Annotated in this window: 9 protein-coding genes and 2 pseudogenes; 10 read left to right on the top strand and 1 reads right to left on the bottom strand. The window is 53.7% G+C overall.

Annotated elements, in window-relative coordinates; translation table 11 throughout:
* Nucleotides 1-261: 261 nt before the first annotated feature.
* The 3 genes and pseudogenes from ilvI (at nt 262) to cra (ending at nt 3,696) form a co-directional block, all read left to right on the top strand.
* Nucleotides 262-1,979 (top strand): annotated as a pseudogene (ilvI, locus tag ACQ86O_RS00870) (acetolactate synthase 3 large subunit).
* Nucleotides 1,979-2,473, top strand: coding sequence for an acetolactate synthase small subunit (ilvN, locus tag ACQ86O_RS00865; RefSeq protein WP_431223764.1), 495 nt, complete (start codon nt 1,979-1,981; stop codon nt 2,471-2,473). The pseudogene ilvI and the gene ilvN overlap by 1 nt, the downstream one beginning before the upstream one ends.
* 218 nt (nt 2,474-2,691) lie before the next feature.
* Nucleotides 2,692-3,696 (top strand): catabolite repressor/activator, encoded by a 1,005-nt coding sequence (gene cra, locus ACQ86O_RS00860; protein WP_431223763.1) that lies wholly within the window; start codon nt 2,692-2,694, stop codon nt 3,694-3,696.
* Nucleotides 3,697-3,737: 41 nt separating this feature from the next.
* Here the strand turns inward: cra and ACQ86O_RS00855 are convergent, their stop codons facing one another.
* Nucleotides 3,738-4,178, bottom strand: a complete 441-nt coding sequence (locus ACQ86O_RS00855) for an L-alanine exporter AlaE (protein WP_431223762.1) — start codon at nt 4,176-4,178, stop codon at nt 3,738-3,740.
* An 872-nt stretch (nt 4,179-5,050) separates the two neighbouring features.
* On the opposite strand from ACQ86O_RS00855, the gene mraZ reads away from it, so the two are divergent.
* The 7 genes and pseudogenes from mraZ (at nt 5,051) to mraY (ending at nt 12,472) form a co-directional block, all read left to right on the top strand.
* On the top strand, nt 5,051-5,509 hold the full coding sequence (mraZ, locus tag ACQ86O_RS00850; RefSeq protein ID WP_431223761.1) for a division/cell wall cluster transcriptional repressor MraZ: 459 nt from the start codon (nt 5,051-5,053) through the stop codon (nt 5,507-5,509).
* Between the two features lie 2 nt (nt 5,510-5,511).
* On the top strand, nt 5,512-6,453 hold the full coding sequence (gene rsmH, locus ACQ86O_RS00845; RefSeq protein WP_431223760.1) for a 16S rRNA (cytosine(1402)-N(4))-methyltransferase RsmH: 942 nt from the start codon (nt 5,512-5,514) through the stop codon (nt 6,451-6,453).
* Nucleotides 6,450-6,770 (top strand): cell division protein FtsL, encoded by a 321-nt coding sequence (gene ftsL, locus ACQ86O_RS00840; RefSeq protein WP_431223759.1) that lies wholly within the window; start codon nt 6,450-6,452, stop codon nt 6,768-6,770. Before rsmH ends, ftsL begins: the two co-directional genes overlap by 4 nt.
* 33 nt (nt 6,771-6,803) lie before the next feature.
* Nucleotides 6,804-8,564 (top strand): annotated as a pseudogene (locus ACQ86O_RS00835) (peptidoglycan glycosyltransferase FtsI).
* The gene (murE, locus tag ACQ86O_RS00830) at nt 8,551-10,038 is read left to right on the top strand and encodes a UDP-N-acetylmuramoyl-L-alanyl-D-glutamate--2,6-diaminopimelate ligase (protein ID WP_431223758.1); all 1,488 of its coding nucleotides are present in this window, start codon (nt 8,551-8,553) and stop codon (nt 10,036-10,038) included. Before ACQ86O_RS00835 ends, murE begins: the two are co-directional and overlap by 14 nt.
* The gene (gene murF, locus ACQ86O_RS00825; RefSeq protein ID WP_431223757.1) at nt 10,035-11,396 is read left to right on the top strand and encodes a UDP-N-acetylmuramoyl-tripeptide--D-alanyl-D-alanine ligase; all 1,362 of its coding nucleotides are present in this window, start codon (nt 10,035-10,037) and stop codon (nt 11,394-11,396) included. Before murE ends, murF begins: the two co-directional genes overlap by 4 nt.
* The gene (gene mraY, locus ACQ86O_RS00820) at nt 11,390-12,472 is read left to right on the top strand and encodes a phospho-N-acetylmuramoyl-pentapeptide-transferase (protein WP_431223756.1); all 1,083 of its coding nucleotides are present in this window, start codon (nt 11,390-11,392) and stop codon (nt 12,470-12,472) included. Before murF ends, mraY begins: the two co-directional genes overlap by 7 nt.
* Nucleotide 12,473 lies beyond the last annotated feature (1 nt).

Raw genomic sequence — 12,473 nt, 5'->3', positions numbered from 1 at the left:
ATAGTTCTGTAATTATCTCATCCCCCAAAACAATGCCTAGCTGGATCTACTGTTAGCTAGTGCATTGTTTTTGTATACATCGAATCTTTAGCCCGATGACGATAACCCTGTACTCAATAAGCCATTTTGCCGTTTGCCTGCCCCAAATTCTGACGTTATGTTAAGAGATCTGAGATCGTCCATAAAATTTTTGGGGCAATGCCCCGTGACAGGCGCTACGTTCCGGCGTCAGACAAGATATGTAAGCCTGGAGGCAAACCCATGGAAATATTGTCAGGAGCCGAAATGGTCGTCCGATCGCTGATCGATCAGGGCGTTAAGCATGTATTCGGCTATCCGGGCGGAGCGGTACTCGATATCTACGACGCCTTGCACACGGTGGGGGGAATCGATCATATTCTGGTGCGGCATGAGCAGGGTGCGGTGCATATGGCCGACGGCTATGCTCGAGCTACCGGTGAAGTTGGCGTCGTGCTGGTCACCTCTGGCCCCGGGGCGACCAATGCTATTACCGGTATTGCCACGGCTTATATGGATTCCATCCCGATGGTGGTACTTTCCGGCCAGGTTCCCAGCTCGTTGATCGGCTACGACGCTTTCCAGGAATGCGATATGGTGGGGATCTCCCGCCCCGTGGTGAAACACAGTTTCCTGGTCAAACGCACTGAAGATATTCCTTCCGTATTGAAGAAAGCCTTTTATCTGGCCGCTACGGGCCGCCCGGGGCCGGTGGTAGTCGATTTGCCTAAAGATATCGTTGGCCCAGCGGTAAGGATGCCCTACGCGTATCCGCAAGACATCAGTATGCGCTCCTACAATCCTACAGTGCAGGGCCACCGTGGGCAGATAAAACGCGCTCTGCAAACCATTCTGTCAGCCAAAAAACCGATCATGTATGTGGGCGGCGGGGCAATCAACTCAGGCTGTCATGAAGAGTTGTTGCAACTGGCAGAAAAGCTGAACCTGCCGGTCACCTGCACGCTGATGGGGTTGGGAGCTTTCCCAGGTACACACCGCCAAAGTGTAGGGATGCTGGGGATGCACGGCACCTATGAAGCCAATAAAACCATGCATCACTCTGACGTGATTTTCGCCGTTGGGGTGCGCTTTGATGACCGAACCACCAACAATCTGGCCAAATACTGCCCTGATGCTACGGTGCTGCATATTGATATCGATCCAACCTCCATTTCAAAAACGGTGGAAGCCGATATTCCCATCGTTGGCGATGCCAAACAGGTGCTGACACAGATGCTTGAGCTGTTGGCGCAGGGGGATAAAACCCAGGATTTCGATGCATTGCGCGACTGGTGGCAATCCATCGAGCAGTGGCGTGCGCGTGACTGTCTGGGCTACAACAAAGACAGTGGAACCATCAAACCTCAGGCGGTGATTGAAACCTTGCACCGGCTGACCAAGGGGAAGCCTACGTCACGTCAGACGTTGGCCAGCACCAGATGTTTGCCGCGCTCTATTACCCATTCGATAAACCGCGCCGTTGGATCAACTCCGGTGGCTTGGGGACGATGGGCTTTGGCTTGCCGGCCGCACTCGGCGTGAAGCTGGCGCTGCCGGAAGAAACGGTGGTGTGCGTGACCGGCGACGGCAGTATCCAGATGAACATTCAAGAGCTGTCTACGGCGTTGCAGTACAACCTGCCGGTCGTGGTGGTTAACCTGAACAACCGTTATCTGGGGATGGTGAAGCAGTGGCAGGATATGATCTATTCAGGCCGCCATTCACAGTCCTACATGAACTCTCTGCCGGACTTTGTGAAGCTGGCGGAAGCCTACGGCCATATAGGCATCGCCATCCGCACTCCAGATGAGCTGGAAAGCAAATTGGCGCAAGCGCTGGCCGAAAAAGAACGTCTGGTATTTGTCGACGTGAGCGTCGATGAAACTGAACATGTTTATCCTATGCAAATCCGCGGTGGAAGCATGGACGATATGTGGTTAAGCAAAACGGAGAGAACCTGATGAAGCGCCGTATTTTATCGGTATTACTGGAAAACGAATCCGGTGCATTGTCGCGCGTAGTCGGGCTGTTCTCTCAGCGCGGTTACAATATTGAAAGCCTGACGGTAGCTCCAACCGATGACCCTACACTGTCACGCATGACGATCCAGACGGTGGGGGATGAAAAGGTTCTGGAACAGATCGAGAAGCAACTGCACAAACTGGTTGATGTGTTGCGCGTCAGCGAGCTCATTCAGGGGTCCCACGTTGAACGTGAAATCATGTTGGTGAAACTGCAGGCCAGCGGTTACGGGCGCGAAGAAGTTAAACGCAGCACGGACATCTTCCGTGGGCAGATTGTGGATGTTACCGCCTCTCTGTACACCGTACAACTGGCAGGCACCAGTGACAAACTGGATGCTTTCCTCAACGCCGTTCGGGAAGTGGCGGAAATTGTCGAGGTAGCACGCTCAGGAATTGTAGGCGTGTCGCGTGGCGACAAGATCATGCGCTGAAGCTGATTTGTTTCTCTGCATCAAGGGGTATAGTCGGCTGGCTATGCCCTTTCTTTTTACTTTTTTGCCCGTTTGCTGGCACCTTTCTGCAAAAGCGGTTGCTTGACCATGTTTTCTGCTGTTAGATCGCAATGACCAGGTTGAATAACCATAGTCTCTATCATGGTTATAACACCGCAATCTTCGTTTCTATTTTCAGCGTCATTAAAGGGGTTAACGTGAAACTGGATGAAATCGCGCGTCTCGCAGGCGTTTCGCGCACTACGGCCAGTTATGTCATTAACGGCAAGGCGAAGCAGTATCGTGTCAGCGATAAAACCGTCGAGAAAGTGATGGCCGTGGTCAGGGAGCACAATTATCACCCGAATGCTGTCGCAGCAGGGCTGCGTGCAGGCCGGACCCGTTCCATCGGCCTGGTGATACCGGATCTTGAAAATACCAGTTACACCCGTATTGCCAATTATCTGGAGCGTCAGGCTCGCCAGCGTGGCTATCAACTGTTGATCGCCTGCTCGGAAGATCAGCCGGATAATGAAATGCGCTGCATTGAGCATCTCCTGCAACGCCAGGTCGATGCGATCATTGTTTCTACCGCATTGCCGCCAGAACACCCTTTCTATCAGCGCTGGGCCAACGATCCTTTCCCGATTATCGCCTTGGATCGGGCGTTGGATCGGGAGCATTTTATCAGCGTTGTTGGGGCCGATCAGGAAGACTCCTTTGCGCTGGCGCAGGAGTTGCGCGCTTTCCCTGCCAAATCGGTGCTGTATCTTGGGGCCTTACCTGAACTTTCCGTCAGTTTCCTGCGTGAGCAGGGATTCCGTCAGGCGTGGCAGGAGGATGAGCGTCATGTCGATTATCTTTATGCCAACAGCTACGAACGTGAAGCAGCGGGAGCGTTGTTCGCGGAGTGGCTGAAGACGCATCCAATGCCGCAGGCATTGTTTACGACTTCCTTCTCTCTGCTGCAGGGCGTAATGGACGTGACGCTGAAACGACTCGGGCGTTTACCGGCGGATTTGGCGATCGCCACCTTTGGTGACCATGAGTTGCTGGACTTCCTGGAGTGCCCGGTACTCGCTGTGGCCCAGCGCCACCGTGATGTGGCTGAACGGGTATTGGAACTGGTGCTTGCCAGTCTTGATGAGCCACGCAAGCCCAAACCTGGGATGACACGTATCCGTCGTAACCTGTTCCGACGCGGTAGCCTGAGCCGTAAATAAATCATCAGGGGGCCGACGTCAACTGTGCTGGCCCCCTGATTTTAGACGTAACCCACCACTCGGAATAGCCGGCGGCAATATTCCAGAAAGTAGCCATACACTACCCCCATCGCCATGGAAACCACGGCATTACTGGTAACTGCTGCCAGGATCTGGTGCCCATCAGCTCCCACGTTCCATAAAATCGCAGCGTATACCGGTGACTGGAAACTGACATAGGCCAGGAGATCGGCAAGGTTACGCAGCAGGAATTGCCCACGAGGGGAGCGGCGTGCGGTTGCGATAAAGAAATCACGATAGCGGCCATAGGGCCAGGCGATAAGGATGTTGACGGGGATCGACAAGAGCCGCGACGAGAGCGATTGGCTGAAACTCATACCTGAAATCAGGATCTCAATGGCCATCCCGGCGATAAAACAATACACCACCAGTGCAAAAGTATCGGCGGCGGCGATGCGCCAGTGTGATGCCGGTCTAGACATGATGTGATTTCCGAGGTTAAAGGGTTAACCTGTTGCGTTTAAATGTTAAGTTGGTGTTATTATCTATTTTTCTTGCTTATTAATAGTTTACTTGGCTGTAAAGAATGATTTAAGTAGCTAAATATTTTTATTTTTAACATTTGTCTGATTTTTATTCTGACGACAGTGGTTAAAGAGAGTAAACAAGGGATTAAAAATGGCGCACTCCATTAATTCTTTAATAAACAATTAGTTATGATTTATTGGTCAATGAGGGGTCATCAGCGGATAAATTCTGGGGGTTTTTCTTAAAACGGGAAAAATGTCTGATGAATTGTAAAGATGTGTTTTGGGAATAGTCTTACCAAATTGATTTGAATCGTAATTAATCGCTTTGGTTATTTCCGAAAAATTTATTCCTCTGTGGGTTTTTCCTTGTGGGAATAATTGAAGTAAAATAGCGCGCAGGTTTTGGCCCAATATTCGGTGAGTGTTATTAAGTCAATAACTTATGACATTTAACCGCGAAAGGGCTACTTGCAGCCAGGCCTTTGCCGGTGCGGCTTACAGCCTGGGTGAACTCGGTGAACCGGATGTTGAAAAGTGAGACCTGGGTTGCAGAAGGAAATAATGAGTTATTTAATCGCCAATTTGTGACTATTTTAATCACATAAATGCCGCTCGGGAAATTCTTCTCTTTAATCATGGTGTTAATTTCTATTCATACAACAAATAGCGTTCCTTTCGTGAGTCAGCCCTCAGAATGCTCATAGAAATATTGCCAAACCGCTCTTGCTCTGGCTTGACAAGGTTTTCATACCCTCCGTAAACTCCATTATGTGGGAAATTGTGGTGTAAAGTGGTGAAAAGGGTCGCGAGGGGGTAGCTCAGGTATGTTTCGTGGGGCGACGTTGGTTAATCTCGACAGTAAAGGGCGGCTTGCCGTACCTACCCGTTACCGGGAATTACTGAATGAGGAATCGCAAGGTCAAATGGTTTGCACCATCGATCTCCACCAGCCCTGCCTGCTGCTTTACCCATTACCCCAATGGATAATCATTGAGCAGAAGTTGTCCCGTCTGTCGAGCATGAATCCCGCAGAGCGTCGCGTCCAACGCTTGCTTTTAGGTCATGCCAGTGAGTGCCAGATGGATAACGCCGGTCGGTTGCTGTTAGCTACTACGCTGCGCCAACATGCCGGGCTGACAAAAGAAGTGATGCTGGTCGGGCAGTTCAACAAGTTTGAGCTGTGGGATGAACAGACCTGGTATCAACAAGTCAAGGATGATATTGACGCAGAACAGTCCACTCAGGAACCCTTGTCTGAGCGGCTACAGGACTTGTCACTATAAGCATGTTGGAAAACTATAAACATACGACCGTACTGTTGGATGAGGCTGTGAATGGCCTCAATATTCGCAGTAACGGCATATACATTGACGGTACTTTTGGTCGCGGTGGCCATTCGCGTCTGATTCTGTCCCAACTGGGGCCAGAAGGGCGCCTGTTGGCGATTGATCGCGACCCGCAGGCAATTGCCGCTGCCCAATCTATTGAAGATCCTCGTTTTACTATCATACACGGCCCATTCTCTGATTTAGCGCATTATGTGCAAGAACGTGAGTTGGTTGGCAAGATCGATGGCGTTCTCCTTGATTTAGGGGTTTCATCCCCTCAGTTGGATGATGCTGAGCGCGGCTTCTCCTTTATGCGTGACGGCCCGTTGGATATGCGTATGGACCCTTCCAGCGGCCAATCGGCCTCTGAATGGTTGATGAAGGCTGAAGCTGACGATATTGCCTGGGTGTTGAAAACCTTCGGTGAAGAGCGCTTTGCCAAACGCATTGCCCGCGCCATCGTGGAAAGAAACCGTGTGGAACCGATGACACGCACCAAGGAGCTGGCCGATCTGATTGCTAACGCCAGCCCGTTCCGCGAAAAGCACAAACATCCGGCCACACGCAGTTTCCAGGCAATCCGTATCTATATCAACAGCGAGCTGGAAGAGATCGAGCGTGCGCTTGATGGTGCATTGGCCGTGCTGGCACCGCAGGGCCGTTTGTCGATCATCAGCTTCCATTCGTTGGAAGACCGTATTGTTAAACGGTTTATGCGCCATCACAGCCGAGGTGCTCAGGTGCCGGCGGGTATACCGTTGACCGAAGCACAACTGCGTGAGATGGGGGGCCGTACGCTGAAGACCTTGGGCAAAATGATGCCTTCGGAAGCAGAAGTGGCAGAAAACACGCGTGCTCGCAGCTCGGTATTGCGTATTGCTGAAAGGATGCCTGCGTGATTGGCAACGAGCGTCACAGCTTAGTCGGCGTCATTGGCGGTGACTTGCTGCGTAACGCCAAGATCCCGCTGCTTTTAATGGTCGCGGTGCTGATTTCAGCCATCTTTGTGGTTACCACAGCGCACCGTACCCGTCTGCTGACAGCCGAACGTGAGCAATTAGTGTTGGAAAGAGATGCGCTGGATATCGAGTGGCGCAACCTGATACTCGAAGAGAACGCCCTTGGCGATCATAGCCGCGTAGAGCGGATCGCCACTGAAAAACTGCAGATGCAACATGTTGATCCATCGCAGGAAAATATCATCGTTAAGCCATAAGTGGTTAGCCGCAACGGAGCATAAAGGTAACGCATGAAAGCAGTACGTCCCGGTAAGTTGAAACGCCAGGAAGATCAAGCCAGCTTTGTCAGCTGGCGTTTTGCGTTGCTGTGCGGTTGTATCTTGTTGGCGCTGGTTGGACTGATGCTGCGTATGGCGTACCTGCAGGTAATCAACCCGGATCGGTTGGTGAAAGAGGGCGATATGCGTTCTCTGCGTGTGCAGGAAGTGCCAACTGCGCGCGGTATGATCAGCGATCGCTCTGGTCGCCCACTGGCGGTGAGCGTGCCGGTGAACGCCGTATGGGCCGATCCGAAGGAGTTGAACGAGCGAGGGGGATAACGCTGGATTCGCGCTGGAAAGCGCTTTCCGATGCGCTGCAAATCCCGCTTGATCAGCTCTCCAACCGGATCAATGCCAACCCGAAAGGGCGCTTTGTCTACCTGGCCCGTCAGGTTAACCCGGCGATTGGCGATTATATCCACAAGCTGAAGTTGCCGGGGATCTACCTGCGCCAAGAGTCGCGCCGCTACTATCCTGCCGGGCAAGTGACCTCCCATATCATTGGTGTGACCAACATTGATGGCGAAGGGATTGAAGGGGTTGAAAAGAGCTTTGATCGCTGGCTGACCGGGCAACCGGGCGAGCGGACCGTACGTAAAGATCGCTATGGCCGGGTGATCGAGGACATTTCCTCGGTAGACAGCCAGGCTGCACATAACCTGGCGCTGAGCATTGATGAGCGCTTGCAGGCACTGGTTTACCGTGAGTTAAACAACGCGGTGGCTTTCAACAAAGCGGAATCGGGCACCGCCGTGCTGGTAGATGTCAATACCGGCGAAGTGCTGGCGATGGCAAACAGCCCGTCGTACAACCCGAACAATATGGCCGGTACGCCGAAAGACACCATGCGTAACCGTGCGATAACCGATATTTTTGAGCCCGGTTCTACGGTGAAACCGATGGTGGTAATGACGGCATTGCAGCACGGTGTTGTGAAAGAAAACAGCGTGCTCAATACCATTCCTTATCGCGTTAGCGGCCATGAGATCAAAGACGTGGCGCGTTATTCGGAATTGACCGTAACCGGGATCTTGCAGAAGTCGAGTAACGTCGGTGTTTCAAAGCTGGCGTTAGCGATGCCATCCTCTGCGTTAGTAGATACTTACTCACGCTTTGGGTTGGGAAAAGCGACCAATTTGGGGCTGGTCGGAGAAAGCAGTGGCTTATACCCAAAAAAACAACGGTGGTCTGACATAGAGAGGGCCACCTTCTCTTTCGGCTATGGGCTAATGGTAACACCGTTACAGTTAGCGCGAGTCTATGCCACGATCGGCAGCCTGGGCGTATACCGCCCGTTGTCGATCACCCGAGTTGACCCTCCGGTTGCCGGGGAGCGTGTCTTCCCCGAGTCTACCGTGCGCACTGTGGTGCACATGATGGAAAGCGTTGCCTTACCGGGCGGTGGCGGTGTGAAGGCCGCCATCAAGGGTTACCGTATCGCCATTAAAACCGGTACTGCCAAAAAGGTCGGCCCGGATGGCAAATATGTGAACAGATATATCGCTTATACCGCGGGTGTGGCACCAGCAAGCCAGCCCCGTTTCGCTCTGGTGGTGGTCATCAACGATCCCCAGGGGGAAATACTACGGTGGTGCGATTTCCGCGCCGGTGTTTGGTGCCATCATGGGGGGCGTGCTGCGGATCATGAACATCGAGCCTGATGCTTTGCCCACCAGTGATAAAAGCGAATTAGTGACTAACAATAAAGAGGGTTCAGGTGGCAGATCGTAATTTGCGCGATTTACTCGCTCCGTGGGTGCCAACAGCACCTGAGCGTGCGCTGCGGGAAATGATATTAGACAGCCGTATTGCGGCTGCCGGGGATCTGTTTGTCGCCGTTGTCGGCCATCAAACGGATGGGCGCCGCTATATTCCGCAAGCCATCGCGCAAGGGGTTGCCGCCGTTATCGCCGAGGCTGAAGGCCAGAACGAAGATGGCAAAATCTGCGAAATGCACGGCGTCCCCGTGATTTATCTGAGCCAACTCAACCAGCGCCTGTCTGCTTTGGCCGGGCGTTTTTACCATCAACCAGCCGATCGTCTGCGCTTGATCGGCGTGACCGGCACCAACGGTAAAACCACGACCACACAATTACTGGCGCAATGGAGCCAACTGCTGGGTGAAACCGCCGCCGTGATGGGCACCGTGGGTAACGGGTTGCTGGGCCAGGTTTGCCCGACGGAAAATACCACCGGTTCAGCGGTTGATGTGCAGCATGTCCTCAACGATCTGGCGCAACAGGGTGCCACCTTGGCCGCGATGGAAGTTTCTTCCCATGGTTTGGTTCAGCACCGTGTGGCCGCTCTGCCGTTTGCCGCGGCGGTATTCACCAACCTGAGTCGCGATCATCTCGATTATCATGGCGATATGGCCAGCTACGAAGCGGCGAAATGGTCACTGTTTGCCTGCCATGAAGTTGGGCAGGCAATCATCAATGCCGACGATGAGGTAGGGCAACGCTGGCTGGCAGCGTTGCCGGATGCGGTCGCCGTCACCATGCAAGGCAATCTTCAGCCTGGCTGCCGTGGCCGCTGGCTGAAAACCACCGCGGTGAACTACCACGACAACGGTGCCACCATCCACTTCAGTTCAAGCTGGGGCAATGGCGAAATCGAAAGCCGCCTGATGGGGGCCTTTAATGTCAGTAATCTGATCCTGGCATTGGCCACGCTGCTGTCACTCGGTTACCCGTTTGATGAACTGGTTAAAACGGCCAATCAACTGCAACCAGTCTGTGGCCGGATGGAAGTGTTTAATGCGCCCGGCAAGCCGACGGTAGTCGTGGATTATGCACATACCCCGGATGCGCTGGAAAAAGCGCTTGAAGCCGCCCGTCTGCATTGCCAGGGGCAACTGTGGTGCGTGTTTGGCTGTGGTGGCGATCGTGACAAAGGTAAGCGCCCACTGATGGGGGGCATTGCCGAACAGTTTGCCGATCGGGTCGTGGTGACAGACGATAACCCGCGTACTGAAGAGCCGCAGGCCATCATCAAAGATATTCTGGTCGGGTTAATGGATGCCGGGCATGCGCAAGTCATTCATGGGCGTGCGGAAGCCGTTACCAGTGCCATCATGCAGGCAAAAGAACAAGATGTGGTCCTAGTGGCGGGTAAAGGCCACGAGGATTACCAACTGGTGGGTAACCGTCGTCTGGATTACTCCGATCGCACTACCGTCGCTCGTCTGTTGGGGGTGTTGGCATGATCCCAGTCTCCCTCCAGGCTCTGGCCGCTGTATTGAGCGCTGAATTAGTCGGCGCCGATTGCCAAATCACTGAGGTGACGACGGACACCCGTCAGGTTACAGCAGGTTGCCTGTTTGTGGCTCTGAAAGGCGAGCGTTTTGATGCTCACGACTTTGCTGTTGATGCGGTAGCGGCAGGGGCAGGAGCGCTGCTGGTAAGTAAGCGCTTATTGGTAGATGCCCCGCAACTGGTAGTGAAAGATACGCGTATCGCACTGGGGCAGTTTGCGGCCTGGGTACGCCAGCAGGTTCCGGCAAAAGTCGTGGCGCTGACCGGTTCATCGGGCAAGACCTCGGTGAAAGAAATGACGGCAGCCATACTGCGTGAGTGCGGCGAAGTGCTGTATACCGCCGGAAACTTCAATAACGATATCGGCGTACCGCTGACGTTACTGCGTCTGCAGCCACAGCATGATTTTGCCGTGATTGAGCTGGGTGCCAACCATATTGGTGAAATTGCTTATACCACCGCATTGACTCAACCGCAGAGCGCGCTGGTGAACAACCTGTCCGCTGCGCACCTTGAGGGCTTCGGGTCGCTTGCCGGTGTCGCGCAGGCCAAAGGTGAAATCTTTACCGGTTTGCCGGCAGATGGCATAGCAATCATCAATGCCGATAACAATGACTGGCCGCATTGGCAGGCTCAGTTGCAGGGTAAGACAGTCTGGCACTTTTCCCCGCAGGCAGCAGGGTCGGTGGAGTTCTTCGCCAGCAATGTTCAGGTGAAAGGCAGCGTGACTCACTTCACCTTGCATAGCCCGTTTGGCACCACGGCCATTGAACTGCCATTACCGGGCCGTCATAACGTAGCCAATGCGCTGGCGGCAGCGGCGCTGGCGATGTCAGTGGGTGCCACGTTGGCGGCAGTGAGCACCGGGCTGAAACAGTTGCAGGCAGTGCCAGGGCGTTTGTTCCCGCTGGCACTGGCTGAAGGCAAGTTGCTTCTAGACGACAGCTATAACGCCAACGTCGGTTCCATGACGGCGGCTGCCCAGGTGCTGGCAGAGATGCCGGGTTATCGCGTGATGGTGGTTGGTGATATGGCCGAACTGGGGGCAGAAGCGCAAGAGTGTCACCGTCAGGTAGGGGAAGCCGCCCGTCTGGCCGGTATCGATAAAGTCATTAGCGTCGGTACGTTGAGCCAGGTACTGAGTTCGGCCGCCGGTAACGGTGAACATTATCAGGATAAGGCTGCAGTGATTGCGCGCGTGGCGGAATTACTGTCAGCACATGCGGTAATTACCGTGTTAATTAAAGGTTCACGTAGTGCCGCAATGGAGCAGGTAGTACGCGCGTTACAGGAGAAAGCACCATGTTAGTTTGGCTGGCCGAACATTTGGTCAAATATTATTCCGGCTTCAATGTCTTTTCCTATCTGACGTTCAGAGCCATTGTCAGCCTGCTGACCGCGCTGTTTCTCTCTTTGTGGATGGGGCCGCGGGTGATCAAACGCCTGCAGGAAATGTCCTTTGGCCAGGTAGTCCGTAACGATGGGCCTGAGTCTCACTTCAGCAAACGCGGTACGCCGACCATGGGCGGTATCATGATCCTGACCTCCATCACCATCTCGGTGCTGATGTGGGCCTACCCGTCCAACCCTTATGTCTGGTGTGTGCTGTTCGTACTGGTGGGTTACGGCATTGTCGGGTTTGTCGATGACTACCGCAAAGTGGTGCGCAAGGATACCCGGGGCTTGATTGCCCGCTGGAAGTACTTCTGGCAATCGGTCATTGCCCTGATTGTGGCATTTGCCATGTATGCCGTAGGAAAAGACACGCCAGCCACCGAGCTGGTTGTGCCGTTTTTCAAGGACATCATGCCGCAGCTTGGTCTGCTGTATGTGCTGCTGGCGTACTTTGTGATTGTCGGCACCAGCAACGCGGTCAACCTGACCGACGGGCTTGATGGCCTGGCGATCATGCCAACCGTGTTTGTGGCTGCTGGTTTTGCGCTGGTGGCCTGGGCGACCGGTAACATGAATTTTGCCAACTACCTGCATATCCCCTATCTGCGCCATGCCGGTGAACTGGTTATCGTATGTACCGCCATTGTTGGGGCGGGGCTAGGTTTCCTGTGGTTCAACACTTACCCGGCTCAGGTGTTTATGGGCGATGTGGGTTCATTGGCTCTGGGCGGTGCGCTGGGGACTATCGCTGTGCTGCTGCGCCAGGAGTTTTTGCTGGTGATTATGGGCGGTGTGTTCGTGGTTGAAACATTGTCGGTGATCCTGCAGGTGGGATCGTTCAAGCTGCGCGGGCAACGCATTTTCCGCATGGCTCCGATCCACCATCACTATGAATTGAAAGGCTGGCCAGAACCACGCGTGATCGTGCGCTTCTGGATTATTTCGCTGATGCTGGTGCTGATTGGCCTGGCGACGCTGAAGGTGCGCTAAT

The organism is Serratia sp. L9 (assembly GCF_050632285.1).
Lineage (GTDB): Bacteria > Pseudomonadota > Gammaproteobacteria > Enterobacterales > Enterobacteriaceae > Chania.
The sequence above is the reverse complement of the archived record's forward strand: the minus strand, read 5'-3'. Positions and strand labels throughout refer to the sequence as shown.

Coding starts and splice junctions, on each gene's coding strand:
- ilvN (WP_431223764.1), top strand. CDS start 1,979: ATGAAGCGCCGTATTTTATCGGTATTACTGGAAAACGAATCCGGTGCA.
- ACQ86O_RS00855 (WP_431223762.1), bottom strand. CDS start 4,178: ATGTCTAGACCGGCATCACACTGGCGCATCGCCGCCGCCGATACTTTT.
- mraZ (WP_431223761.1), top strand. CDS start 5,051: ATGTTTCGTGGGGCGACGTTGGTTAATCTCGACAGTAAAGGGCGGCTT.
- rsmH (WP_431223760.1), top strand. CDS start 5,512: ATGTTGGAAAACTATAAACATACGACCGTACTGTTGGATGAGGCTGTG.
- murF (WP_431223757.1), top strand. CDS start 10,035: ATGATCCCAGTCTCCCTCCAGGCTCTGGCCGCTGTATTGAGCGCTGAA.
- mraY (WP_431223756.1), top strand. CDS start 11,390: ATGTTAGTTTGGCTGGCCGAACATTTGGTCAAATATTATTCCGGCTTC.